Here is a 24,304-nt window from a genome sequence, read left to right on the forward strand (position 1 = left end):
CTACGCGTCCCCCGCCGCGTCGCCGGTGATCTCGTCGATCCGACGGCGAAGTTCGTGTGCGATGTTCCCGACGTTCGGCACCAGGACACCGAGAAGGACCTCTCGGGTCGCGGCCGCGGCGTCGGGATGAAGGGCCACCAGCGCGGCCAGATCCGGGGAGCGGAGCGCGCTGCGGACGTCGTCGCCGCGCAGTGCGGCCACCGTTCCGGCGAGCACGGCGAGCACCGAGGACGTGTCGGTCGCGACGGCGAAGAACCCGTGTTCCGCGTGCGCGACGACCGCGAGGAAGTCGGCGACCCGATCCTCGGACCACCCCGCGTCCAGGCCGGGATGCCGACCGGCCCGATCGACGAGCGCCGTCGTCTCCACGACGTCGCCGTCCGGACAGAGCACGACGACGGACGAGCCCGGCGCGATCGCCACCGCGTCGCCCAACTGCTCGGCGGTCGCCTCGACCACGTAGGCGCGCACCGAGGGCGGCTCGTCGGGCGGAGCCACGTCCAGTCGTACGAGGAACCGTTCGAGGGCGGCCGAGTCGTCCACCGCACTCAGCGGGACACAGGCCGTTCCGACGAGTGGGTGCGGTTCGAGGGCCTCCGCCGTCGCCACGTCGTCGACGGTCGCGACGAGCAGGTCGGCGAACAGGGCCTCGGGATCTCGCCGGGGGCGCACGCCCAGGGTCAGCATCGTGGGCACGCTCCGAGTCTAGTTCGACGTCTTGCGCACCGGCGCGAGGGCTGGTTAGCTAACCCTTACCTAATTACTTCCACCCGAGGGGGCCGTCATGAACGGTGTCGTCACCACCACCGCGCCGTCCACCGCCGAGCGGGTGCGCAGCGTGTGTCTGCGTGCCGAGCACACCGTCCTGGCGGTGGAGGGCAGCGCACCCGTCGCCACGACCATGCACTTCCTGCGCTCGCCAGGCGAGATCGTCATGGTGGTGCCCGCGGACAGCACCGTGGGGGCCGTGTCCTTCCAGGCCGGCTCCGCGGGGATCCCCGCCGTGCTCGAACTGACCGACCACACTCCCCTGGACCTGCGCGAACCCGTGCGCTCGCTGGTCTGGCTCAGCGGTGAGCTGCGCCGCGTCCCGGACACCGCCGAGCGCGCGGTCGCCGCGGCGGTCGCCTCCCAGTACCCGCACGCCGGACTGCTCGACATCGGACACAGCGGCATCCTGCTGCGTCTGCTGCTCGAGTCCGTCGTCGTGGCCGATGCAACGGGGGCGGAGCCGGTGCCGGTGCGCGACCTCTTGAACGCCGATCCCGATCCGTTCTGGGAGGTCGAGGGAGGCTGGCTGCAGCACCTCGACAGCGACCACTCGGACATGGTCGAGCAGATCGCGCGGCGACTCCCGCCGTCGTTGCGCATCGGTCGCGCCCGGCCGCTGAGCATCGACCGCTACGGCGTCGGGATCCGGGTGGAGGGGCAGGGCCAGGACCACGATGTGCGGGTGCCGTTCGCGAACCCCGTGTCCGACGTGACCGAGCTCGGTCGCGCGCTGCGCGTGCTCGCCGGATGCCCGTTCATGAACGGCCTGCGGGCGCGCGACCACCACTGACCACGACCCTCGAGACGGGTCACGGGCACAATCGACCGGGTGCATCCGGAGAAGACACCCACCACCGAGTCGCCACGGTCGATCCGGATCGAGATCGTCGTCGTCCTGCTGTTCACGTTCGGGCTCAGCGGACTGTCGAGCATTCTGTCGCTCGTCGAGAGCGCGCTCGAGCAGGGCGCCCTGTCGGACCAGACCGTGGCGATCAACGTGCCGCAGTCGACTCTCGGACCGATCGACTTCCTCCGTCAACTGATCGGCGTCGTCCGGCTCTGCGCATGGGGGGCACTCGGTCTGTACCTGTTGTGGCGCAGCGGAATCGGGCCACGCGCCATCGGCTTCGCACGTCCCCGCCTGCGCCCGCACGTGCTGCACGGCGTGGGGCTCGCCGCGATCATCGGCATCCCGGGCCTGCTGTTCTACCTCGTCGCCGTCGCACTGGATCTCAACGTCACGGTGCTGCCGAGCACCTTGAACGACGTGTGGTGGCGCCCGATCACGCTGACGCTCTCCGCGGTGGCCAACTCGGTCGCCGAGGAGGTCCTGGTGGTGGCGTGGCTGATCTCGCGGCTGCGCGCCCTCGGGTGGACCGACAACCGATCGCTGCTCGCGTCGGCCGTGTTGCGCGGGAGCTACCACCTCTACCAGGGCTTCGGGGCCGGCGTCGGCAACCTCGTCATGGGTCTGATCTTCGGCCGGTACTTCCAGCGCACCGGTCGACTGTGGCCCCTCGTGATCGCCCACGCCCTCATCGACATCGTGGCGTTCGTGGGGTTCGCCGCCCTGCGGGATCACGTTTCGTGGCTGCCGGGCTGACAGGTCGGCCGGTTAGAGTCGCCGGATGAGCCAGCAACCTCCGTACGACCCGCGGCGGCGACCGCCACCCCCTCGCCGTCCGGGTCCGGAGGAACCGCCGGTGGTGCGGCGACGGGCGGGCAGCCCTCCGGGGTGGGCCGACCAGACCCGTGTGCAGCGGGGTCCTCAGCAGCCACCACCCCGGCAGGATCCGCGGGCGTGGTCGGCGGTTCCCCCGGCGCGGGACGCGCCACGGCGTGACGATCGGTACCGGGACGACCGGCGACCGTACGACGACGGGCGTGGGCCGGCCGATCGAGGCCGCGCCCCTGCTCCCGCCCCGGTTCCGCCGCGCCAGGTGCCGCCCGAGCCGACGCGTCGACGCCGGCGGCCACGGTGGGGTCGCCGCATAGGTATCGCCCTGGTGGTGTTGCTCCTGCTCGTCGTCGGGGGCGCCGTCTGGGCGGACACGTCGCTGTCCCGAGTCGACGCGCTCGGGAACTACGAGGGTCGCCCGGGGGACACCCCGGGGACCAACTGGCTGCTCGTCGGATCGGACAGTCGTACCGGACTCACTCCCGAGCAGGAGGCCGAACTCGCGACCGGTGGGGACATCGGTGCGGGCCGGACCGACACGATCCTGCTGATCCACGTGCCGGCGAGCGGCCCGACCACGATGGTCAGCCTCCCGCGCGACTGGTACGTGCCGATTCCCGGCAACGGCACCGACAAGCTCAACGCCTCGTTCTCCCTCGGCGGCGCGCCGCTGCTGGTGCAGACCGTGGAGGGTGTGACGGGCCTGCGCATCGACCACTACGCCGAGGTGGGCTTCGGCGGGTTCGCCGACATGGTCGACGCGATCGGCGGGGTGGACATCTGCGTGCCCTACGACATCGTCGACCCCCTGGCAGGAATCGACCTGCGTGCGGGCTGCCAGGAGCTCTCGGGTCCGCAGGCGCTCGGCTTCGTCCGCAGCCGCGCGACGGCACTCGCCGACATCGATCGGATGAACAACCAACGACTCTTCCTGTCGTCGTTGCTCTCGAAGGCGACCAGCCCGACCACCTTCCTGAACCCGTTCCGGGCGGTGCCGCTGGTACGGGGGGTCGTGAAGTCGCTGCAGGTCGACGACGGCGACCACATCTGGAACCTGGCCTCCCTCGGCTGGGCGCTGCGCGGGGAGATGGTCACCACCACCATTCCCGTCTCCGGGTTCGAGGACGTCGACGGCTCGGGCAACGTCCTGCTGTCCGACCGCGAGCGGGCGTCCCGGTTCTTCGAGCTCCTTGCCACCGATCAGCAGCTGCCCCCCGACCTCGTCGGCGGCGGATGACGCGTCCCGACGGACACGCTCGACCCAGTACCGTGTGTCGTCATGAGCCTCGACGACGTGTCCGCTGCCTCCGACGCCCGGGATTCCGGGGTGTTCCACGACAGGGAGTCCAGCGCGTTCCACCTTCTCCTCCGTGAACAGGTGCGACACGAGTTCACCGCCTCGCAGCAGTACATCGCGATCGCGGTCCACTTCGACGGGGCGGATCTGCCGCAGCTCGCCGCACGGTTCTACGCCCAGGCCGACGAGGAACGCGGCCACGCCATGATGATGATCCAGTACCTGCTGGACAACGACCTCGAGGTCCGGGTGCCCGGGGTCGACGACGTCGTGAACGCGTTCGGGTCGGTGCGCGAGCCGGTCGAGCTGGCGCTGCGGCAGGAGAAGAAGGTCACCGAGCAGATCACGACGCTGGCACGCACCGCCCGCGACACCGGCGACTACCTGGGCGAGCAGTTCATGCAGTGGTTCCTCGCCGAGCAGATCGAAGAGGTGGCGTCGATGACGACGCTGCTCACCATCGTCGACCGTGCCGGCGAGAACCTCTTCCACATCGAGGACTTCATCGCCCGCGAGATGACGAGCGAGTCCCGCGGCGGCGGCAACGCGCCGAGGGCCGCCGGGGGACTCGCCTGATCGTCAGCGCAGGGTGACCTGGCGGCTGCGCAGGCCGTCACGGGCGCGCCGCTGCTCGGAGGTGAGCTCGCTGGTGTCGGCCAGCGTCTCGTCGAGCCTGCGGCCGAGAGCCGCTGTGCCCGTTGCCCATTCGTCGGGATGAACCTCGGGATCGAGGTCGAAGACGGGCACGAGCAGGCCGTGGGTACGGAACGAGCCGGCGAAGCGCGATCCCTCCCCCACATGCAGTTCACCCACCGACTGCAAGCGAGCCAGCGCGATCATCAACTGATCCTCGTCCTCGGGGCGGACCCAGCGGATGTGCGCCTTGTCGCCGGCGTCGACCCACCAGGCCGCGGACACACCGTCGGCCGTGATGCGGGCGGACGGGAGGATCGCACCGTTGGCGCGCTCGATGGTGGCGTCGACCTCGGGGTCCGCTCCCGCGCCCTCCGGGATCCACCACGAGAAGTCCTTGTGGACGGTGATGTCCAGGGGCGACGTCGCGTCCACGAGTTCCTTGAGTGCGGGCGTCTCGGCGGACGGGTTCGACGCCGCCGTCGAGGTTCCGGGCGTCGCCGAGGAGGCCCACACGACGGAGGCGGCGAGGTCGGCCGACAGATCCTCCGAGAAGGTCTGGACCTGCATCGCGACGAACGCGTTCTTCTGCTCGTCGTCACGCACGAGTGCGGCGACGGCACCGGGGAGCACGGTCGCGAGGGTGAAGGGACGGTCGCTTCCCGTCACCGGGAGGGATGCCGACGCGGAGGCGACGAACTCGCGCATCGCCACGATGTCGCACTCGAAGGCGAGGCCCTCGAACGGCCGCACCGGCGCGGACGACAGCGCCTCACGCTCGGCTCTGCGCTGTTCCAGCAGCTCCGCGCGTCGACTGTCGGGCTTCGGTCCGCTGTTTCTCTTGCTCTTCTTACCCACGAGCGTCGAACCTACCGGGTGATGCTGTCGTCCAACCACGCGAGCGCCCGACCCGGATGATCGGTGGCGAGCCAGCGCACCCCGAGGTCGTGGCACAGATGCACGTCCTCCTCGGTGTTCACGGTCCAGCAGTACGTCGCTCGACCGGCCGCCGCGGCGTGATCGACCAGGTTCGGATGATCACGCAACGTCTTGATCGAGGGCCCGACCGCCGTGGCGCCCACCGTGGTCGCGGCGCCGCCGCCGATGTAGCGCGACGCGGTGCCGAGCAGCACGGTCGGCAGCATCGGAGCCGATCGCCGCACCCGCCACACCGCCGAGGGGCGCGAACGACATCACGACGGCGCGGGACAGGGACGCCGACCCGGGTCGGCCGATGCCGAAGCGGTGCAGTTCCGCCAGCACGGCGTTCTCGATCAGGCCTCCGTAGCGCACCGGGTGCTTGGTCTCGATGAAGATCTTGGCGGGCTTCGCCTTCCACGCCATGACCATGTCGATGAGATCGCTCAGCAGCAGCACGTTCGCCGGATCGTCGGCTGTCCCGTAGTCGTGGCCGGACAGTGCCTCGTAGGTGAGGGCACTGACGATCCCGGTTCCCGACGACGTCCGGTCGATCCGTCGGTCGTGGACGCACACCACCCGGCCGTCGCGCGTGAGCCGCACGTCGCACTCGACGCCGTCGGCCCCCTCGCGCAGCGCCTGTTCGTACGCCACCAGTGTGTGTTCCGGCCGCGTTCCCGACGAGCCTCGATGCGCGACGACGAGGGGTGTGGCCTCGTGTGCGGAGTAGATCATCGGACGTCGGCGAGCTGGTCGGGTGCGGTGTCCTCCGGGGCCGGGGTCGTGTCGGACACGGGGGTGGTCGGCAGGACCGTCCATCGCGTGAGGGTGCGGGTGTCGCCGCGCACGGTGCGGCCGTCGGCTCGGCGGATCACGGTGAGCGTGAGGGCGGCCACCCCCGCGGCGACCAGGTCGGTGATCGCGGTGAGGACCACACCGTTCGCCTGCGCCTGGATGCCGTCGACGGTGCGCCACGCGACAGTTGCGGCGATCAGCAGCCAGTTGCCGACCCAGGCCGCCCACCACCACGGCACCAGGCGCTCGAGCCGGAGCCGGTGCTCGCTCGTGCGGGCCAGCTCCGTGAGGAAGACCCCGGGCAACAGCAGGGTGACGATCGGCAGCAGCGATCCGAGGTACAGGGTTCGCGTGCGCCGCGGATCGGTGAGTCCGTGACGGGCGTAGGCGCCCCGCCGCAACCGGACCACGCGGGCGACCGTCGCCACCGCGGCGACCAGACCGACTCCGAGGGACAGGAACGACAGGCACCACACGGCGGCGTCCGACAGTGCGAGGACCGCGGCGGGCATCAGTCGGTCGCGACTGACGAGCAGCACGACGTACCGGGCCACCTCGGCGACGGCCGCCGCGACGAACAGGGCGACGGTCGCCGTGAGCAGGGAGGTCGAGCGCCGGGCCAGCCGGTCCGTGGCGCTCTCCGGCGCACTCGGGTGCGGGCGCGGCGCGATCGGCAGACCCCAGGTGGGCATGACGTCGTAACGGGGGGTGGGGGTCGGGACCCGGCGGACACGGCGCCGCGGCGCGGATCCGGGCGCGGAGGCCACCCAGCGGAAGTTACGACGGACGGCCATCGTCGACTGCCCGACCGGGGCAGTCGACTGCCCGACCGGCACCGGGGAGAGCAGGACCCCGTGGCAGACGGGACACCACTGCCGCGGCGACGGCCCCACGTCGATGCGCCGTGTGCAGCGCGCACAGATCTGGAACCAGGCCACCGGCCGAGGAGCGGTCACGGCGTCAGTACACGGTGGCCGGGCGACCGGCGTCGTCGACGACCGGGAGGCCGGCCTGCTGCCACGCCACCATGCCGCCGTCCACGTTCACCGCGTCGACTCCCGCGTGCTGCAGGTACTCGACGACGCGGGCCGAACGCCCACCCTGGCGGCACACCACGTAGAGGGTGCCGTCCACGCTGATGTCGGCCATCCGCGACGGGACGTCGCCCATCGGGACGTGCAGCGCGCCGGGAGCGTGCCCGGCGGTCCACTCGTCGTCCTCACGGACGTCGAGCAGGGCGGCGCTGGGACCGGGCTCCGGGACGTCGGAGACGGACACGGACGGTACGGATCCGAAGCTCACGCACTCGATCCTGTCACGCCCCTCGCCCCGGTGCCACCGTCGATCACCAGTCGTTCTCGAACCGCCCGCTCTCGAACCGTCGTGCGCCGCGGGCCACCACCCACGTGGTCCCCACCTTCGCCGCGGGCAGGGTGCCCGCCGCGATCTGCGCGAGCACGGCCTGTCGGGAGATCGCCCGCTCCGCCGCCACCTCGGACACCGACGACCACCCGTCGGTGGGCGGCAGTCCGGAGACCGACTCGTGGTCTCGTGCCGAGCGGACGGACAGCGACACGAGGTCGCGACCGCCGACGAGGTCTCGCAGCAGAGCCGAGGCGAGGGTGACGGCCTGCGGCAGGCCGTCGGCCGAGAGTGTGACCACCAGGCGCGCGCGGCCGAGATGGCTCCGGGTGAGGCGCCCGCGAAACGGCGCGACCGCCGAGGCCAGGGAGTCGATCTCCGCGGCGTGCAGGTCGTCGAGCGCGGCGGACAGTTCGGCCTCGGCGGTGAAGTCCATGGGGAGCAGTATTGTCGATCAGCATCTTCGAATCCCTATGGGGGTTGCTGATCGACAATCACCATCCCCATCATCCACAGAAACATCCACAGAAACGGGACTCGATCCCGTTTTCTTCGCGTGTGTCGCACCCACGGTCGCTCCCCGACTCCGGCACGCCCTTCTACTGTCGAACCATGGACCTCAGAATCTTCACCGAACCGCAGCAGGGCGCGACCTACGACGACCTGGTCCGCGTGGCGCGCGCCGCCGAGGACTTCGGGTACGACGCCTTCTTCCGCTCCGACCACTACCTGGCGATGAGCACGGACGGTCTCCCCGGACCCACGGACGCCTGGATCACCCTGGCCGGCGTCGCCCGGGAGACCTCCACGATCCGCCTCGGCACCCTCGTCACCTCGGCCACCTTCCGGTACCCGGGCCCCCTGGCGATCTCGGTCGCGCAGGTCGACGCGATGAGCGCCGGCCGCGTCGAACTGGGGCTCGGAGCAGGCTGGTACGCAGAGGAGCACGCGGCGTACGCGATCCCGTTCCCGTCGGTGGGCACGCGCTTCGATCGCTTCGAGGAGACCCTCGCGATCGTCACCGGTCTGTGGGGCACTCCCGCGGGTGAGACGTTCTCGTACCAGGGCGACCACTTCACCGTGACCGACTCACCCGCTCTGCCGAAGCCGGTGCAGAGTCCGCCGCCCATCATCATCGGCGGCATGGGGAAGAAGCGGACGCCGGAACTCGCCGCGCGTCACGCGACGGAGTTCAATCTCCCGTTCGCGGACACCGACGCGACGGCGACACAGTTCGACCGGGTGCGCGCAGCGTGCTCCGACATCGGCCGTGATCCGTCGTCGATGACGTTCTCCAACGCGCTGGTGCTGTGCTGCGGCACCACCGAGGACGAGATCGCCCGCCGCGCCGCCGCGATCGGACGGGACGTGGAGGAGCTCCGGGCGAACGGCGCGGCAGGGACGCCTGCCGAGATCGTCGACAAGCTCGGAACGTACGCCGAGCTCGGATCCACCCGGTTCTACCTGCAGATGCTGGACCTGTCCGATCTCGACCACATCGAGCTGGTCGCCGCCGAGGTGATGCGTCAGCTGGCCTGAGGGCCGGAGGTCGGGTCACTCGAGGTCGGCTCGTTCGCGGTCGGGGCAGGCGTCCGCGGATGCCCGCGACCAGTGGCGGGCGATCCACCGTGCCGCCGGCGTCTCGACGTAGCGGTACACGAGATCCGAGAGCACACCGGTGATCAGCGCGAAGACGAGCACCGCAACGGTCGCACCGAGATGCGGCTCGACGAGCGAGTAGATGCGGTAGAGCACCAGAGTGTGGACCAGGTAGATCGTGTAGCTGCGCGTCGCGAGCCAGTGGATCACGCGCGAGCGGCCGAACGCGGTGTCGGTGGGAGCCACCAACACCACCGCGACGACGAGCACCAGTACCGTCCACAGGTGACCCTGCTGACCGACGTGGAAGGCGTCCACCGTCGTCGCGTACCGGATGACGGCGAACTGGGCGAGACCCGCGAGAAGAAGGAACCGCCACGACGCGAGCCGGGCGAACGCGAGATACACGATCTGGCCCAGGAAGACGGTGGGCAACGTCGCCGCGACCTTGTCGACCATGGGGATCGTGTACTCGTACGGCACCAGATCGGTGTAGAGCAGGATCAGCCAGCACACGGCCGCACCGACGATCGGAACCAGCACGGGGCGGGACGCGAGCACCCGGCGCATGCTCACCGCGTACACGTAGAAGACCCCCTGGACCACGAGCGTCCAGGTGACCCCGAGGACCACGACCTCCGGGCGCACGAAGAAGCCGCCGAGCACGAAGCTCATGGCGGCCTCGGCGTTGCTGATGCCCACGGTCTGCGAGAACATCCCGTTCACCCCGAGGCGAACCAGCACGATCGCGGCGAGGACCGACAGCCAGAACACCGGGAGCAACCGCGCTGCCCGCCCCACGAGGAAGGCGCGCGGCGAGTTGCGGACGACGGACGCGGTCGCGACCAGTCCGGTGAGGATCATGAAGAACGCGACGCCCACGAACGAGAGATGGTGGTTCAGACCGCCGTGCTCGACGAACACGAGGGTGACGACGTCGATGAGCCACCACGGTGTTCCGAGATCATCGACCAGGAAGTACGAGATGTGCGAGTACACGACGGTCAGGACCGCCAGCGCACGCAGGACGTCGACTCCGCCGAACCGGATCCGCGGCGGATCGGCCGCCGTACGGACGGAGACCACCCCACCGTCCGAGTCGGGCGTCGAGGAGGTCATCACCCTCGATCTTAAGGTTCCGTTCACCTGTCGGTCGAGTTCGCCCACGTCATCGCTGCGCGCGGGCAAGGGGACCACGGTCCGCATCGGTGCGTCTGCGCTGCACTCCGACTGCGTCGAACTCTTGCGCGAGGTGTACGAATGACGTTGGCTGGGTAACGCCAGCAGTCAGCTACAACAGATGCAAGAGAAGGGAAACACGTGTCCGAGTACACACTGCCCGACCTCGACTACGACTATGCAGCTCTCGAGCCCCACATCTCCGGGGAGATCAACGAGCTGCATCACTCCAAGCACCACGCCACCTACGTCGCCGGCGTGAACACCGCACTGGAGAAGCTGGCCGACGCCCGTGACAAGGACGATCACGGCTCGATCTTCCTGCAGGAGAAGAACCTCGCGTTCCACCTCGGTGGCCACGTGAACCACTCCATCTGGTGGAAGAACCTCTCCCCCAACGGTGGAGACAAGCCCGAGGGCGAGCTCGCGGCCGCACTGGACGACCACTTCGGCTCGTTCGACAAGTTCCGCGCGCAGTTCACCGCCGCGGCCAACGGTCTGCAGGGCTCCGGCTGGGCAGTGCTCGGCTACGACACGCTGGGCAAGAAGCTCCTCACGTTCCAGCTGTACGACCAGCAGGCGAACGTGCCGCTCGGCATCATTCCCCTGCTGCAGGTCGACATGTGGGAGCACGCCTTCTACCTGCAGTACAAGAACGTCAAGGCCGACTACGTGAAGGCGTTCTGGAACGTCGTCAACTGGGCCGACGTGCAGCAGCGCTTCGCCGCAGCCACGTCGCAGACCTCGGGTCTCATCTTCCCGTAGTCCCGCCGCACAGTCGCACCGCGAATGCCGCGTCCCACGAGGGCGCGGCATTCGTCGTCTCACCGGCCACATCTGGCACTCGTGACCACTTGTGTGCCAGCGCGATGGTGGTGTTCTCTTCCTCTACCCGACGTTGTGTGCCGATGGTCCGCGCACGTTCCGCGCAGGCCGTCCCGCTCGATGCCGGCCAGTGCGAGGAGAACGTCATGACCAGTCCCGATCGTCGCATCATCGGTGTGGCCCCGTTCCACGACTCGGGAACCCTGCGCGGCTTCGTCATCTCCGGCCGGTGGCCCGACACGACGAAGGAATGGGCGCAGCTTCTCGCCTTCACGGTGCGGGTCGCGTCGACCCCCGGCCTGCTCGACACCAGCACCGTCTTCTGTGTCCGCGAGGAACTGCCCGACGACCCGCACGAGGGGACCGTGGGCATCGTGGTGTCCGAGGGCCCCGTCATCGGGGACCACGCGGTGACCCCGGAGCGCTTCGCGCTGCATCAGCCGGCCGCGCTGATGATGCTGCATCCGCCGTCGGAGACGATGCCGACGCTGCCGGAGTGCGCCGGGGCCGCGTCGGGGTGCGTGCTGTTGCCGGGTCTGCCGCACCTCGGGCTGGACCATCGCGCCGCCTGGGTCGAGGCCGAGGCGGACGGCACCGTGACGTCGATGATCAGCCGTGTGGGCCTCGATCCCATCAGCCATCCCGATACGGCCGTCCTCGCGATGTTGCTCGCTGCATGACACGACAAATTTCGGGTAGCCGAACAGGTTTGTCGAAGTTGCAGAAGCCTGACCAGGGCTTTAGCGTGGAGATCAGCGAAGGGGAGTAGCCCCCGATCATCCAGTCGACATACTGGCGCGCACCGGTTCGCCGGAGCGCTCCCGGCTCGGTGAACCGAGCTGCCACCCACGCGGCAGCAGGTGGGCGAGACCTTTCGTCGACCGGCCGGCCTCCGGCCTTCCCGCACCGGTCCCGATGACCGCACGGTGCGCTGCACCGAGCGTCGGCCAGGTTCTCCCCTCGTGTCGGCCGACGCGCCCTGTCCTGGAGGTTCGACGTGCTCGCCGCCCTGCTGCTCAGCTTCGGAGTCATCTTCGTCGCCGAACTCGGTGACAAATCCCAGCTGATGGCCATGACGTTCGCCCTGAAGTACCGCTGGTGGGTCGTCATCGGCGGCATCACGGTCGCCACGACGCTCGTCCACCTCGTCTCCGTCGCCGTGGGCCACTACCTCGGTGTCGCGTTGCCCACGCACCTGATCGGCATCGTCGGCGGCGTCGCGTTCCTGGTCTTCGGCCTGTGGACGCTACGCGGCGATTCGCTCGACGACGAGGAGAAGACGAAGGCCGACCGGGTGACGAAGTCCGCCTTCATCGCCGTCGCGTCCGCCTTCTTCCTCGCCGAGCTCGGCGACAAGACGATGTTGGCCACCGTCACGCTCGCCTCCGACAACGACTGGGTCGGCGTGTGGATCGGCTCGACGCTGGGCATGGTCGCCGCCGACGCTCTGGCCATCGTCATCGGCGCGACCCTGGGCAAGCACCTGCCCGAGCGGCTCATCACCCTCGGTGCCGCGACCCTGTTCTTCGTCTTCGGCGTGTGGCTGATCCTCGAGGGGCTGCTTCCCGGCACACCCGTCGGACTGATCGCCGCAGCCGTGGTCCTCGCCCTCGGTATCGCGGCGACGAGCTGGACTCTCACCCGTCCGACGGCAGACCGGCATTCCGACGATGAAGTGCCCGCATCTCCGCGCTGACCTCCGGTACGGGCCCCCGCACCCGGATCCGCGGCGCAACGTCGCCGATGGGCAGCGCGGCGACAGGGCCCGGCTCCAGACCCCACTCCGACCGCCACGCGGTGAGCTGAGCACTCGTCACCGCGACGACGATGTCGCCGAGCCCCACCCACGCGTGCGCCGCCGAACACATCGGGCAGTGCTCCCCCGATGTGTACACCGTGGTCCGGGCGCGCTCGTCGGCCGTCAGGTTCCGCACGGCCCACTCCACGATCGTGAACTCGGGATGGCGCGTCGAGTCCCCGCCGCCCACGCGATTGCGGTCCTCGAAGAGCACCTGACCGTCCGCGTCGACCAACACCGACCCGAACGGCTCGTCACCGGCGTCGAGTGCCTCGCGCGCGAGCGCGACACAACGCCGGACATGGACCTCGTCTGCCGAACCGGGGAACGTCATGTCGCGAGTCTGCACCCACCGACTAGGGTTCGTTTCAGTGAGCGGCCGGTAACCGAGTCGGCCGTCCGACGAGAGGACACGGCAGTGGAGATCGCGGGAACAGCGGCATTGGTCACCGGCGGCGCATCGGGGCTCGGCGCGGCCACGGCGAAGCGGTTCGCCGACAACGGCGTCACCGTCTTCGGCCTCGACCTGCAGCAGTCCATCGACAAGGCCGGTGACTCCGTACCGGACGGCGTGACGCTCATCGCCGCCGACGTCACCAGCGACGAGGAGGTACGGGCCGCCCTCGCACAGATCGGCGAGGCCGGCGTCCCGCTGCGCATCGCCGTGAACTGCGCCGGCGTGGGCTGGGCGGGACGCATCCTGTCCAAGAAGGGCGTGCACGATCTCGAGCTCTTCCGCACGGTCATCACCATCAACCTGCTCGGCACCTTCAACGTCATGCGTCTGGCGGCCGATCACATGCAGACGCTGCCGACCGTCGACGAGGCCGGACAGCGCGGCGTCATCATCAACACCGCGTCGGTGGCCGCGTTCGAGGGCCAGATCGGTCAGATCGCCTACTCCGCCTCCAAGGGCGGCGTGCACGGCATGACCGTCCCCGCGGCGCGCGACCTCGCCCAGGTGGGCATCCGCGTCAACACCATCGCCCCCGGCATCGTCGACACCCCGATGCTCGCCGGCGTCACCCCGGAATACCGCGCCGGCCTCGAGGCGGGCGTCCCGTTCCCGTCCCGACTCGCTCAGCCCACCGAGTACGCGCAGCTCGCACAGATGATCGTCGAGCACGACTACCTCAACGGCGAGACCATCCGCATGGACGGCGCACTCCGGATGGCACCGCGGTAACTGCTCGAAAAAAAGTTCTTCGTCACCACCCATCCACACCGTGTACTGGGACGAATCACATCTCGAGACGCTCGTCGTCGCTGCCAACCCCCGACTGGTAGCGATGGCGAGCGTTTCACTTCGTTACAGAGGAAATCCCGCCGAGCTCGTCCGCAGTCGGAATCTCCCGCGCGGCCGCCCCGTCCATCCAGACCCGCAGCGCGCGGGTGGCCTGCACGTCGTCCTCGTTGTACTCGAGCAACCGCGTGCGTTGCGACGCGTCGACGTCTCCGTCGTATCCCACCGCGCGGCGGTACCAGGCCATCGACGCCTCGCCGCCCGCCTCGTCGTCCCGCCAGTGGAAGCCCGCGACCGGTGCGACCTTCTTGAGGCCCTTGCCCGACGGACACACGAAGTTCTGGGACACCGCGATGTAGATGTCGACCCAGTCCGGCCCGTCGATGAACTCCCGCACCTCGGCCTCGGTGGGGACACCGGGCATGCCGGCGAACCGCCGCGCGGATCCCAGCAGCCATTTGTCCTCGGCGGCGCGCGAGTAGCAGTAGGCCGCGAACGTCAGGCCCTCCGCGTGCGCGTCCGCACGCACGCCCTGCATCCAGGACCAGAACTCGCCGAACGAGCGCGCCTCGTCCATCGTGGGAACCGGTTCCCACGTCACGAAGGCGCGGTACTGCGGCTCGGCACCGTCCCGCCGGTCGAGGAGCGTTCCCCACATGTAGGCGCCGTGCTCCTGATAGCTCTCCATGTCGACGTCCACCTCGACGTCCGCCCGCTGGACCGTCACGGTGTCGCGGCGCCGGACGAGCGGCAGGTCGGCGATCCATGCACGGGCGATGACGACCGTCTCGTCGAAGTCGCCGTGCGGCCACTCGTCGGGCACGCCGCCCGTCCAGTCCGCCAGGTCGTCGATGGTGACGATGCCCGCGGACCGCAGGGCGTCCGCTCGCGACCCCGCCGCCACCAGCGAGACGTCCCGCGTGCGCCGCAGGGTCTCGCCGCACTCGGACCACCACGGACAGGACCGACATTCCGACACCTTCGACGGCGACGTGACGACCGAGCCCGACGCGATGGCCAGTCGGTCACCGAAGCGCGTGTCGTACTCCGCCTCGACCGCCGTCAGATCGTGCACGAGCATCACCTCGGCACCGAAGCCGATGACACCGGCTCGCGCCGACACACCGGCCTGACCGATGCGGCCCAGGAGCCGATGCACGTGCACGGCCGCCAACTGGTCCCGTAACTGCGGTCGCACCTTGCGCGTGGGATCGAGAGCCGGGGCCCACGACGTGAACGGCGTGGTCACCGCGCCGCTTCCCGGATCGGTGACCTTGTGGTTGACCACCAGTACCGGGATGTACCCGCCGTCCGGATCGCGCACCAGCATGTCGCACCGGCCACGCCGACCGGCGTCCTCGTCGTCGGCGAAGGTGGCGTTCCAGATGCGCTCGACACCGGACTCGCACGCCGCGCGGGTGGCGCGGACCTGCATCGAGCGGGACATCGACGGGGAGACCACCACCCACGACTGCGGATCCGCGGCGACCAGGGTGTCCCGGATCTCGGCTCGGTACGCGGCGGCCGCCTCCCGGCGCATCTGCACCCCCGCGTCCTCCGCGGTGTCGACGAGCAGAGAGCGGTAGGCGGTGTCGAGATACACGCGGTGGCGGCACCGGGTGAGCGACGACGCGTCGATCAGCACGGAGGGGCCGGACGCCGGAGCGGGGGGCGGCACGACGTGGGACATTCTCGCAGCGTAGATCCACAGGCCGACACCTCACGCGGATGCAGCGCACCCGGAGCGGACCGATAGGCTGGCGGCAGGCATTCAGGCGCTCGTCGGTCATCCGGTCGGAGCGTTCTGGCGACGTAGTCGGACACGATAGGGGCACGTACACCATGGCTCTGCGCAAGAAGCGTTCTCGCCGTGCGACCCGGAAGGCCGAGGCCAAGGCCCTGCGCCACAAGGCGGGCCTCGAGGCGAAGTACACCGCCCGGAACGAGCGCAAGCATCTGAAAAAGCTGGCGAAGAACGACGCCAAGGCGCTGACCAGCCAACAGAAGGTGGATCAGGCGCACATCAGGACCCTGGCCGCACGGGAGAAGGCCGCGCGCGAAGGCAAGATCAACGCGGCGAAGGTGCGCAAGTACGTCGGCATCGGTCGCGTCCTGGCCCCCGTCCTCGTGCCGATCGCGTACCGCGCGGCGACCCTCCTGCGGGGTCAGCTCGACCAGTACCGGGCCGGCCGCATCGGCGTCGACGTGAAGGAGCTCGGCCAGTACACCGGACACGGCGCGAAGCTCAGCGCTCGCATCGTCGGTGCCGAGCGTTCCGTCGCCGAGGTCGCCGCGTCGCACCAGGACGCCGAGACGGGCGCCTTCGCCGACGCGATCCGGTCGCGCCTGACCGAGCTCACCACCGCGGTGCACGCCGCCGAGCAGATGCCGCCGTCGCGCCGCAAGCTGGCTCACGGCGCCATCTCCGACGAGCTCGACGGCATCGAGGCCGACATCCTCGCGCGCCTCGGCGTGCGCTGATCCCTGCCTGAGTCGACGATGGGGACCGAGCGCACGCGCGTGTGGCGTGGTGGTGCCGTGGGAGCACTCACGGCCACGCTCGCCGTCGCCGCGCACGGTGTCGGCGGTGGTGGCGTGCCCACCTCGTCCGCTCTCTCCCTGCTGCTCGCCGTCGCGATCGGTGCGGGCGTGCTCGCCGCCGGTGTCGGGACCGCCCGGACCGGCCCCCTCCCGATCCTCCTGTGGCTCGTGGGCGGACAGGTCGTCGCGCACGAGGCACTGGCCGCCGTCGCGGAACACGCCCACCCGCTCGACGCGTCGATGCTCGCGGCGCACGCCGTCGCCGTCGGTGTCGGCGCAGTCCTGGTCGCCTCGTCGGAGCGGCTGTTCGCCGCGATCACGTCGGTGCTGCGCGCACCGCAGCTCACGTTCTCGCCGCCGCGTCGCCCCCGACCCGTCACCGCCACCGCGCCGCTCGATCGGCCCGTTCCCGTACCCGTTCTGTCCGCCGTCTCCAGGAGAGGACCACCGCAGGTGCTCGTGCAGCCACTCACACCGCGGTACTCCCTCACCTGAACGGAAGACATCTGTCATGACCAGCTTCTCCACGCGTGCCCTGGGCACGAGTGTCCTCACCGCCGCCGCCCTCCTCGCCTCCGCAGGACTGGCGTCCGCCCACGTCGTCGTGTCCGCTCCGGACGCGGCACAGGGCGGATACGGCGTTCTCACCTTCCGGGTGCCGACCGAGTCGGAGGCGGCGTCCACCACCTCCGTCACCGTCCAGCTGCCCGGCCTCACCTCGGCCCGCACGCAGCCCATGCCCGGATGGACCGCCGTCGTCGAACGCTCGGCGGACGAACTGGCCACCTCGGTCACCTGGACGGCGGATCCCGGCAACCCCGGTGTCGGGCCCGGACAGTTCGAGCAGTTCCAGCTCTCGGCCGGCCCCCTGCCTGAGGAGGAGAGCGTGTCCTTCCCGGCCCGCCAGACCTACAGTGACGGCGAGGTCGTGAACTGGGACCAGCCGACACCGGAGGACGGTACCGAGCCCGAACTGCCGGCTCCCACACTGGAACTCGCGGCGAGCAGCGGCGATCATCACAGCAGCCCCACGGTGTCGTCAGCGTCCTCGACCACCGAGGCCGCCGCGTCGTCGTCCGACACCACGGCCCGGTGGCTCGGCGGGATCGGCCTGGTTCTCGGAGCACTCGGTGCCGCACTCGGGATCGGCGCCACGGTGCGGAGTCGACGCTCGTGAGCCGGTTCCTCGCTCTGCTGCTCGCCCTCGCCGCGGCGCTGCTGCTCGGCACCTCGACGGCGTCCGCGCACTCGGTGGTGGTGTCCAGCTCCCCCGAGAACGAGAGTTCCGTCGATCAGGGTCCGGCGGAGGCGACGGTGACGTTCAACGAGGCCGTGCAGTCGCAGTTCGCCTCGCTGACCGTCGTCGGTCCCGACGGCAACCTCTGGTCCGACGGTGACCCGCGGGTGTCGGGTTCCACCGTCGCGGTGGACCTCCGAGAGCTCGGGCCGACGGGCACATACACCATCGCGTTCCGCGTCACGTCAGCCGACGGCCACCCCGTGAGCGGTACGCGGACATTCGAGCTGACGACGGCCGGCACCGGGACCCCCGGTCCCGCGGCCGACGCCGGCGCGTCCTCGACCGAGTCGGGGGGCGGTGTGCCGCTCTGGCCGTTCCTGGTCGCCGCCGCGGTGGTGTTCCTCGGCGGTCTCGCGTTCGCTCTGCGGAAGAAGAACTGAGTCGTGGCCGGAACGACGACGGCGCGGTGGTCACCGCTCGCCGTCGTTCCGGCTGCACTGCTCGGAGTGATCGCCGCCCTCGTACTGGCGCCCTCCGACCTTCCGCTCGACTCCCTCGTGCGGACCGGTGCCGACGTCGCCGGTGCCGTGGTGCTCGGGTTCGGTCTGCTGATCCTGTGGGCCCGCGATTCCCGGCACGTCGACGACCACCTCGCGTGGCGCGGCGCCCTCGTCGCGGCCGCGTGCTGGGCAGTCTCCGAGGTCACGCTGCTGGTGCTGGGGGCGGCGCGGTCCGATGCCGTCAGCGCCACCGCGGTGTCGCTCGGCACGTTCACCGACTACGTCCAGAACATCGCGAACGGCCGGATCGGCTCCGCGGTCGTGGTCGTCGCGCTCGCGATGGCCGTGCTGGCGGCCACTGCCCTCCGCTCCGATCTGGAAGTCTCCGGCATCGTCGTCGTCGTACCCACCGCCGTCGCCCTCATCGCTCGCCCGATGACCGGCCACATGGCGCAGCACGCCGTCGGCGCGCTGCTCGTCGCCGTGCACGTCGTGGCGGCATCGGTGTGGCTCGGGCTGCTGGTCGCGATGGCGGTGACCCTGCGGTCACGGACCGCCTGGGCGGATCTGCTCCCGCGCTACTCGGCGGCCGCGCTGTGGTGTGTGGTCGCCGTCGCCGTCACCGGTGTCGTCAACGCCGCCGTGCGGCTCACCTCGGTGACCGCCCTGGTCGACACCGACTACGGGCGGCTGATCCTGCTCAAGTCGGTCCTGCTGGTCGCCCTGGTGATCGGCGGGTGGTGGCGACGGCGCACGTGGGTGAGCGTCATCGGTGCCCACACCACGCACGCCACGGTCTCGACGCGGCGTGCCGTCGTCGAGACCGCGGCGATGGCCGCGGCGTTCGGCGTGGCCGCCGCACTGGCGACCACGGCCTGATCACGCGGGCAGCGGGTCCGCGCTGGGCAGCAACCGGACGAGCACGTCCGACATGGTGATGACACCGACCACCGCACCGCCGTCGCGCACCACCGCGAGATGGTTGCGGGTCTCCCGCATCTCCGCGAGCGCGACGTACACGGGCGCGGCGGCGTCGAGCTCGAAGGCCGGTCGCACGAAGTCGTCCACCGAGCGGGAGTCCTCCGCCTGCAACGTGTCCCGCACGTGGACCAGACCGATCACGTCGGCGCCGTCCCGCACGAGGATGCGCAGATGGCCCGTGCGCAGCGACGCCGCCCGCACGTCGGCGACCGTCGCCGTCGTCGCCACCGCGGTGGGCTCGGAATCGATGCGCACGAGGTCCGCCACCGTGAGCTTCTGCAGTTCCAGCGCACTCGAGAGCTGATCCGAGTAGCCCTTGTCCAGCGATCCGACACTCACCGAGTGCGCGACCAGCTGCTCGAGATCGTCCGGGTTCTGGCCCGACATCACCTGATCGGCCGGCTCCACACCGGCCCGGCGCAGCAGTGCATTCGCCATCCCGTTGAGCGACACCAGGATCGGGCGGGTGAAGAACATGAAGACACGCATCGGGATCGCGAGCATCGTCGCCGACTTCTCGGGATGCGCGATGGCCCACGACTTCGGCGCCATCTCGCCGACGACCAGGTGCAGGAAGGTCACGATGACCAGGGCCAGGACGAAGCCGAGCACGTCGGATGCCCAGTAGGGCAGACCGAGTGACTCGAACAGCGGCCGGAGCCAGTAGTGCACGGCGGGCTTGGTGAACGCACCGAGTGCCAACGTGCACAACGTGATACCCAGCTGCGAGCCGGCGAGCAGCACCGTGAGCTCGGTGGAACTGCGGAGAGCGGCGCGCGCCGACCGCGAATCGGCCGCCGCGTCCTCGAGCCGGTGCCGCTTGGCGGCGAGGAGCGCGAACTCGACGGCGACGAAGAAGGCGCTGAGCGCGATCAGGCCGACGGTGACGACGAGGAACACCAGGGGGTTGCTCACAGCGCGTCCTCCGTCTCACTCATGGCCGGGACGTCGTCGGAAGTGCGCTCCACGACCTCGAGCGTGACCGACGACGGCACGTGGTTGTCGATCTCCAGGACCTTCATGACGAGGAACCGTCGGGGCGGTTCGGCGTCGGTCGCGAGGTCACCGGGGTCGATGGGCAGCTCCAGTTCGATGACGTCGCCGACCTCGGGAAGCGATCCGTGGACGCTTATGGCCAGTCCGGCGATGGTCTCGATGTCACCCTCCGGAAGTTCGCGGTCCAGAGCACGTTCCACCTCGTCGAGGTGGACGTCGCCGGCCACCGTCCACACACCGTCGTCGCCGGGCACGGGTTCCGCGCCGTCGGCGTCGTCGTGCTCGTCGGTGATCTCGCCGACGAGCTCCTCGGCCAGGTCCTCGATGGTGACGACACCGGTGAAGGAGCCGTATTCGTCGATGACGCAGGCGAGTTGGTTCTTCGACGCGCGAAGCTCCCCCATGGCGTCGGGGAGCATCTGGGTCTCGGGGAGCACCAGTGCGTCGCGGGACAGCACGGCGACCGGTGTGTCGCCGGGCAGGTCGGTGGCGAGCACGTCGCGCAGGTGCACGACGCCCTCGATCGAGTCGTCGGCATGGAGCACCGGATACCGCGAGTGCTCGACGCTCATGAGGGCGCGCACCTCGGCGATGGTGGAGTCGGAGCGCACCGTCGCCACCTTCGCGCGGGGGATCATCGCGTGACCCGTGGTCTGGGTGGGGAAGTCGAGGATGCGGTCGAGCAGTGTGGACAGCTCCTCGGGCAGGTCACCGGTGCCCCGGCTCTCGGCCACGATGTGTTCGAGGTCGCGCGGGGTCGCCGAGTGCTCGACGTCGTGGACCGGCTCGATCTTCAGCGCCTTCAGCAGCGCGTTGGACGAGGCGTCGAAGATACGGATGAGCCAGCCGAACAGCTTGAGGTAGATCGTCGTCGACAGCGAGAGCCATCGCGCGACGGGTTCGGGGCGGGCGATGGCGAAGTTCTTGGGGAACAGCTCGCCGAAGAGCATCTGCACGAACGTCGACACCACCAGCGCCGTCACCGCACCGACGGCGAGTCCGACACCGCTCGGAATGCCGACGCCGCCGAGCAGAGTCCCGAGGGACTGTCCGATGAGCGGCTCGGCGAAGTTACCGACGAGCAGGCCGGTGACGGTGATGCCCAACTGAGCGCCCGAGAGCATGAAGGACGTGCGCTTCGTGACGACGAGGGTACGCGCGGCGACGGTGTCACCCGCTTTCGAGCGCGCTTCGAGCCTCGACCGGTCCACGGTCATGTAGGCGAATTCCTGGGCCACGAAATAGCCTGTGCCAGCGGTGATTCCGACGACGACGACGATACCGAGGAGAAGCGTCAACAACTCGCTCATGTGCCGGTCACCGCCCTGGTCGCATCGGTCGATACGAGGGGGGCCATGACCGGCCCGGGTTTGTCGCTGTCCATTCGTCCTCTAGTCGCTGCGGGTGTTTCGCCCGATTCTACGGGATGCGCGCCGCTACCGTCCCGGCACGTACTTCAGCGCCCGGATGAAGATCGGCAACGTCTTCGCCCAGAGCTTCGGAGGCAGCCGTCGTCCGCCGAGGTTGATCAGGCGCGTCGTGGAGACGGTCTGCGACTCGGTGTACTTCAGGACGCCGTCCGGTCCGTGTCGACGACCGACGCCCGAGACACCCATGCCGCCCATCGGCGCACCGGTGCTTCCCCAGGTCGGCGCGTACCCCTCGTCCACGTTCACGGTGCCGGCGTGCAGTCGCGCGGCGATGGCCTCGCCCTGCGCCTTCGTCTTCGCCCACACGCTGGCGTTCAGTCCGTACTCGGTGGCGTTGGCCCGCTCGACAGCCTCGTCGACACTGGCGACGGGGTAGATGGAGACGAGGGGACCGAACGTCTCGGCTCCCCAGCACTCCATGTCGTCGGTCACGCCGGTGAGCACGGTGGGCTCGTAGAACAGCGGGCCGATGTCGGGGCGTGCCTTGCCGCCGGCGACCACGGTCGCACCCTTCACCCTCGCATCGTCCACGTGGTTCGAGATGGCCTTGACCTGGTCCTCCGAGATGAGGCTGCCCATCTCGACCCCGAACTCGTACGTGGCGGCCAGCGTCATGCGGCGCACCCGCTCACCGAACGCGGCGGTGAACTTGTCGGCGATCGACTTCTCGACGTAGATGCGCTCGATGGAGATGCAGAGCTGACCGGAGTTGGAGAAGCAGGCACGGACGGCCGCGTCGACCACCTCGGGGATCTTGGCGCCGGCGGCGACGATCATGGCGTTCTTGCCGCCGAGCTCGGCGGAGAACCCGATGAGTCGCCGACCGGTCTGCTCGGCGAGAAGCTGGCCGGTGGCGGTGGAACCCGTGAACATCAGGTAGTCGGAGGTGTCGACGATGGCGGTGCCCACCACCGATCCGGGGCCGGGAACCACGGCGAAGAGGTCACGGGGCAGACCGGCCTGGTAGAGCAGTTCGACACATGCGAGCGCGCAGTACGGCGTCTGGCTGTCCGGCTTCAGCACGATGCCGTTGCCGGCCATCAGAGCCGGGATGGCATCGGACACCGCGAGGGTCATCGGGTAGTTCCACGGCGAGATGATGCCGACGATGCCTTTGGGCTGGTAGTTGACCTGCGTCTTGGTCAGCACGGGAAGCATGCCCTTGACGCGCTTGCTCTTCAGCAGTTCGCCGGAGACCCGCGCGTAGTGCCGCGCCGTCATCGCGATGTCGAGGACCTCCTCCTGGGCGGCGGACCGGGACTTCCCGGTCTCTGCCTGCGCCAGGTCGATGAGCGACGCCCGGTGCTTCAACACGAGGTCGCGATACTTGTGGAGGATCTTCGCTCGATCTGCGATGGACGTCGTCGCCCACCGCTTCTGGGCTGCGCGGACCTTGTCGTTCGCCGCCAGCACGTCGTCGCGGGTGCCGACGGGGATGGTCGCCATCTCGCGGCCGGTGAACACCTCGATGACGGGCTTGGTCTCCCGGCCCGGTGCGACCGAGGCGAGGGCGACGAGTCGTGTGAACGTGTCTGCGGTCGGCGCTGACATGCGTATCTCCCAGTGGCGGATGAGTGTGACGACGGTTGACGGATACACCGTCGGTATCGACACGGTACGCCAGGAGTGCGTTCGGACACAGCCCCCGACCGGACGCCTCGGCGGATCGGGCCAAGATTGTGCTTGACCCTCACGCAACGGGAGGCAGAACAGTGACCGGTGTGAACGATGCACTGACCGTGGGACAGGTCGCCGCGCTGGCAGACGTCAGCGTGCGCACCCTGCACCACTACGACGCGGTGGGCCTGGTGGTGCCCGGCGGCAGGTCTCCTGCGGGATACCGCACCTACTCCTCGCAGGACGTGGAGCGCCTGTACTCCGTGCTGACCTATCGCGAACTCGGGTTCCCGCTGACCGAGATCAAGGAGATACTCGACGATCCCGCCGCGGACGCGCTCGAGCATCTCCGACGGCAGCGCACCCTGCTCGACCGGCGCATCGCTCACCTGACAGCCATGGCGAACGCCGTGGACACCGTGATCGAGAGGAAGACGATGGGTACGAACCTGACCCCGGCCGAGCAGCGTGAGATCTGGGGCGACGACTGGGCCGGCGAGAAGTACGAGGACGAGGCCCGCGAGCGCTGGGGAACCACCGATGCGTGGGCCCAGAGCACGGAGCGCACCGCCGCGATGTCGGCCGACGACTGGCGTGCGATCAAGGCCGACACCGAACAACTCGAGGCTGATCTCGCTGCAGCGATGCTCCGCGGCGTGGAGCCCGGTTCGGACGAGGCCGACGTCCTCGCGGAACGCCACCGAGCGTCGATCGACCGTTTCTACGACTGCGATCACGCGATGCATGTCTGCGTGGCCGGGATGTACACCGCCGACGAGCGATTCCGCGCGCACTACGACGGGCGGGCCGCCGGGCTGGCGGAGTGGATCGTCGCCGTCGTCGGAGCGAACGCCCGCGAGAACGGGGCCTGACACACGGACGGAGCACGAGGCCGAGAGGC

General features: G+C 69.7%; 26 protein-coding genes and 1 pseudogene. 15 read left to right on the plus strand and 12 right to left on the minus strand.

What is annotated here, in order from left to right; all coding sequences use genetic code 11:
• Complete coding sequence (locus tag QE449_RS00795) at positions 1-696, minus strand: hypothetical protein (RefSeq protein ID WP_307108015.1); 696 nt, start codon at positions 694-696, stop codon at positions 1-3.
• Positions 697-784: 88 nt separating this feature from the next.
• Here QE449_RS00795 and QE449_RS00800 point away from each other — a divergent pair, with 88 nt between their 5' ends.
• From QE449_RS00800 to QE449_RS00815, 4 genes are all read left to right on the plus strand, one after another.
• Positions 785-1,561, plus strand: coding sequence for a DUF2470 domain-containing protein (locus QE449_RS00800; RefSeq protein ID WP_222641321.1), 777 nt, complete (start codon positions 785-787; stop codon positions 1,559-1,561).
• Between the two features lie 30 nt (positions 1,562-1,591).
• Positions 1,592-2,374 carry a CPBP family intramembrane glutamic endopeptidase gene (locus tag QE449_RS00805; protein WP_051613717.1) on the plus strand — a complete coding sequence of 261 codons (783 nt, stop codon included), beginning with the start codon at positions 1,592-1,594 and terminating at the stop codon, positions 2,372-2,374.
• 403 nt (positions 2,375-2,777) lie between these two features.
• Positions 2,778-3,686, plus strand: coding sequence for an LCP family protein (locus QE449_RS00810; protein ID WP_373428238.1), 909 nt, complete (start codon positions 2,778-2,780; stop codon positions 3,684-3,686).
• 42 nt (positions 3,687-3,728) lie between these two features.
• Positions 3,729-4,322 carry a ferritin gene (locus QE449_RS00815; RefSeq protein WP_081821499.1) on the plus strand — a complete coding sequence of 198 codons (594 nt, stop codon included), beginning with the start codon at positions 3,729-3,731 and terminating at the stop codon, positions 4,320-4,322.
• A gap of 3 nt (positions 4,323-4,325) precedes the next feature.
• On the opposite strand, the gene QE449_RS00820 is transcribed toward QE449_RS00815, so the two are convergent.
• The 5 genes and pseudogenes from QE449_RS00820 to QE449_RS00840 form a co-directional block, all read right to left on the minus strand.
• A complete protein-coding gene (locus tag QE449_RS00820) occupies positions 4,326-5,237 on the minus strand; it encodes a DUF5926 family protein (protein WP_285186248.1) in 912 nt (303 codons plus the stop codon).
• Positions 5,238-5,248: 11 nt separating this feature from the next.
• Positions 5,249-6,032: pseudogene (locus QE449_RS00825) on the minus strand (glycerophosphodiester phosphodiesterase family protein).
• Entirely contained in the window at positions 6,029-7,048 is a 1,020-nt protein-coding gene (locus tag QE449_RS00830; protein ID WP_307108016.1) for a DUF4328 domain-containing protein, read from the minus strand. Before QE449_RS00830 ends, QE449_RS00825 begins: the two are co-directional and overlap by 4 nt.
• Positions 7,049-7,052: 4 nt before the next feature.
• Positions 7,053-7,394 carry a rhodanese-like domain-containing protein gene (locus QE449_RS00835; protein ID WP_204869490.1) on the minus strand — a complete coding sequence of 114 codons (342 nt, stop codon included), beginning with the start codon at positions 7,392-7,394 and terminating at the stop codon, positions 7,053-7,055.
• Between the two features lie 43 nt (positions 7,395-7,437).
• Positions 7,438-7,890, minus strand: coding sequence for a hypothetical protein (locus QE449_RS00840; RefSeq protein WP_261776415.1), 453 nt, complete (start codon positions 7,888-7,890; stop codon positions 7,438-7,440).
• A 176-nt stretch (positions 7,891-8,066) separates the two neighbouring features.
• Here QE449_RS00840 and QE449_RS00845 point away from each other — a divergent pair, with 176 nt between their 5' ends.
• Positions 8,067-8,993 (plus strand): LLM class F420-dependent oxidoreductase, encoded by a 927-nt coding sequence (locus tag QE449_RS00845; RefSeq protein ID WP_307108017.1) that lies wholly within the window; start codon positions 8,067-8,069, stop codon positions 8,991-8,993.
• 15 nt (positions 8,994-9,008) lie between these two features.
• Here the strand turns inward: QE449_RS00845 and QE449_RS00850 are convergent, their stop codons facing one another.
• The gene (locus QE449_RS00850) at positions 9,009-10,172 is read right to left on the minus strand and encodes an acyltransferase (RefSeq protein WP_307108018.1); all 1,164 of its coding nucleotides are present in this window, start codon (positions 10,170-10,172) and stop codon (positions 9,009-9,011) included.
• 201 nt (positions 10,173-10,373) lie between these two features.
• On the opposite strand from QE449_RS00850, the gene QE449_RS00855 reads away from it, so the two are divergent.
• The 3 genes from QE449_RS00855 to QE449_RS00865 all read left to right on the plus strand — a co-directional run bounded on the left by QE449_RS00855 (position 10,374) and on the right by QE449_RS00865 (position 12,753).
• Positions 10,374-10,997: a superoxide dismutase gene (locus QE449_RS00855; protein WP_027507329.1), complete on the plus strand. Its 624-nt coding sequence runs from the start codon at positions 10,374-10,376 to the stop codon at positions 10,995-10,997.
• A gap of 206 nt (positions 10,998-11,203) precedes the next feature.
• Positions 11,204-11,737 (plus strand): peptidase, encoded by a 534-nt coding sequence (locus QE449_RS00860; protein WP_307109652.1) that lies wholly within the window; start codon positions 11,204-11,206, stop codon positions 11,735-11,737.
• Positions 11,738-12,054: 317 nt separating this feature from the next.
• On the plus strand, positions 12,055-12,753 hold the full coding sequence (locus tag QE449_RS00865; protein ID WP_056440761.1) for a TMEM165/GDT1 family protein: 699 nt from the start codon (positions 12,055-12,057) through the stop codon (positions 12,751-12,753).
• On the opposite strand, the gene QE449_RS00870 is transcribed toward QE449_RS00865, so the two are convergent.
• Complete coding sequence (locus QE449_RS00870) at positions 12,695-13,189, minus strand: nucleoside deaminase (RefSeq protein WP_307108019.1); 495 nt, start codon at positions 13,187-13,189, stop codon at positions 12,695-12,697. The two genes, QE449_RS00865 and QE449_RS00870, sit on opposite strands and share 59 nt — an antisense overlap.
• Before the next feature lie 84 nt (positions 13,190-13,273).
• Here QE449_RS00870 and QE449_RS00875 point away from each other — a divergent pair, with 84 nt between their 5' ends.
• Complete coding sequence (locus tag QE449_RS00875; protein WP_307108020.1) at positions 13,274-14,041, plus strand: SDR family NAD(P)-dependent oxidoreductase; 768 nt, start codon at positions 13,274-13,276, stop codon at positions 14,039-14,041.
• A 115-nt stretch (positions 14,042-14,156) separates the two neighbouring features.
• On the opposite strand, the gene QE449_RS00880 is transcribed toward QE449_RS00875, so the two are convergent.
• The gene (locus QE449_RS00880; protein ID WP_197027802.1) at positions 14,157-15,788 is read right to left on the minus strand and encodes a TM0106 family RecB-like putative nuclease; all 1,632 of its coding nucleotides are present in this window, start codon (positions 15,786-15,788) and stop codon (positions 14,157-14,159) included.
• A gap of 152 nt (positions 15,789-15,940) precedes the next feature.
• On the opposite strand from QE449_RS00880, the gene QE449_RS00885 reads away from it, so the two are divergent.
• From QE449_RS00885 to QE449_RS00905, 5 genes are read left to right on the plus strand one after another with little or no spacing between them, the layout of a single operon-like run.
• Positions 15,941-16,579, plus strand: coding sequence for a DUF6474 family protein (locus tag QE449_RS00885; RefSeq protein ID WP_027505892.1), 639 nt, complete (start codon positions 15,941-15,943; stop codon positions 16,577-16,579).
• Positions 16,580-16,636: 57 nt separating this feature from the next.
• Positions 16,637-17,134, plus strand: a complete 498-nt coding sequence (locus QE449_RS00890; protein WP_222632535.1) for a hypothetical protein — start codon at positions 16,637-16,639, stop codon at positions 17,132-17,134.
• Positions 17,135-17,150: 16 nt separating this feature from the next.
• Positions 17,151-17,816 (plus strand): YcnI family protein, encoded by a 666-nt coding sequence (locus tag QE449_RS00895; RefSeq protein ID WP_027505893.1) that lies wholly within the window; start codon positions 17,151-17,153, stop codon positions 17,814-17,816.
• Positions 17,813-18,319: a copper resistance CopC family protein gene (locus QE449_RS00900; protein WP_056440779.1), complete on the plus strand. Its 507-nt coding sequence runs from the start codon at positions 17,813-17,815 to the stop codon at positions 18,317-18,319. The genes QE449_RS00895 and QE449_RS00900 overlap by 4 nt, the downstream gene beginning before the upstream one ends.
• 3 nt (positions 18,320-18,322) lie before the next feature.
• Positions 18,323-19,258 (plus strand): CopD family protein, encoded by a 936-nt coding sequence (locus QE449_RS00905; RefSeq protein ID WP_307108021.1) that lies wholly within the window; start codon positions 18,323-18,325, stop codon positions 19,256-19,258.
• Here QE449_RS00905 and QE449_RS00910 read toward each other — a convergent pair whose 3' ends face one another.
• From QE449_RS00910 to QE449_RS00920, 3 genes are all read right to left on the minus strand, one after another.
• Entirely contained in the window at positions 19,259-20,275 is a 1,017-nt protein-coding gene (locus QE449_RS00910; RefSeq protein WP_222650010.1) for a CNNM domain-containing protein, read from the minus strand.
• Positions 20,272-21,666, minus strand: coding sequence for a hemolysin family protein (locus QE449_RS00915; RefSeq protein ID WP_307108022.1), 1,395 nt, complete (start codon positions 21,664-21,666; stop codon positions 20,272-20,274). Before QE449_RS00915 ends, QE449_RS00910 begins: the two co-directional genes overlap by 4 nt.
• A 126-nt stretch (positions 21,667-21,792) precedes the next feature.
• Positions 21,793-23,337: a succinic semialdehyde dehydrogenase gene (locus tag QE449_RS00920; RefSeq protein WP_056442105.1), complete on the minus strand. Its 1,545-nt coding sequence runs from the start codon at positions 23,335-23,337 to the stop codon at positions 21,793-21,795.
• 170 nt (positions 23,338-23,507) lie between these two features.
• Here QE449_RS00920 and QE449_RS00925 point away from each other — a divergent pair, with 170 nt between their 5' ends.
• Positions 23,508-24,275, plus strand: coding sequence for a MerR family transcriptional regulator (locus QE449_RS00925; RefSeq protein ID WP_027505899.1), 768 nt, complete (start codon positions 23,508-23,510; stop codon positions 24,273-24,275).
• The last annotated feature ends 29 nt before the right edge of the window (positions 24,276-24,304 follow it).

The sequence above is a fragment of the Rhodococcus sp. SORGH_AS_0303 genome (assembly GCF_030819335.1).
Lineage (GTDB): Bacteria > Actinomycetota > Actinomycetes > Mycobacteriales > Mycobacteriaceae > Rhodococcoides.

Coding starts and splice junctions, on each gene's coding strand:
- QE449_RS00800 (WP_222641321.1), top strand. CDS start 785: ATGAACGGTGTCGTCACCACCACCGCGCCGTCCACCGCCGAGCGGGTG.
- QE449_RS00815 (WP_081821499.1), top strand. CDS start 3,729: ATGAGCCTCGACGACGTGTCCGCTGCCTCCGACGCCCGGGATTCCGGG.
- QE449_RS00840 (WP_261776415.1), bottom strand. CDS start 7,890: ATGGACTTCACCGCCGAGGCCGAACTGTCCGCCGCGCTCGACGACCTG.
- QE449_RS00845 (WP_307108017.1), top strand. CDS start 8,067: ATGGACCTCAGAATCTTCACCGAACCGCAGCAGGGCGCGACCTACGAC.
- QE449_RS00850 (WP_307108018.1), bottom strand. CDS start 10,172: ATGACCTCCTCGACGCCCGACTCGGACGGTGGGGTGGTCTCCGTCCGT.
- QE449_RS00860 (WP_307109652.1), top strand. CDS start 11,204: ATGACCAGTCCCGATCGTCGCATCATCGGTGTGGCCCCGTTCCACGAC.
- QE449_RS00870 (WP_307108019.1), bottom strand. CDS start 13,189: ATGACGTTCCCCGGTTCGGCAGACGAGGTCCATGTCCGGCGTTGTGTC.
- QE449_RS00880 (WP_197027802.1), bottom strand. CDS start 15,788: ATGTCCCACGTCGTGCCGCCCCCCGCTCCGGCGTCCGGCCCCTCCGTG.
- QE449_RS00885 (WP_027505892.1), top strand. CDS start 15,941: ATGGCTCTGCGCAAGAAGCGTTCTCGCCGTGCGACCCGGAAGGCCGAG.
- QE449_RS00895 (WP_027505893.1), top strand. CDS start 17,151: ATGACCAGCTTCTCCACGCGTGCCCTGGGCACGAGTGTCCTCACCGCC.
- QE449_RS00915 (WP_307108022.1), bottom strand. CDS start 21,666: ATGAGCGAGTTGTTGACGCTTCTCCTCGGTATCGTCGTCGTCGTCGGA.
- QE449_RS00920 (WP_056442105.1), bottom strand. CDS start 23,337: ATGTCAGCGCCGACCGCAGACACGTTCACACGACTCGTCGCCCTCGCC.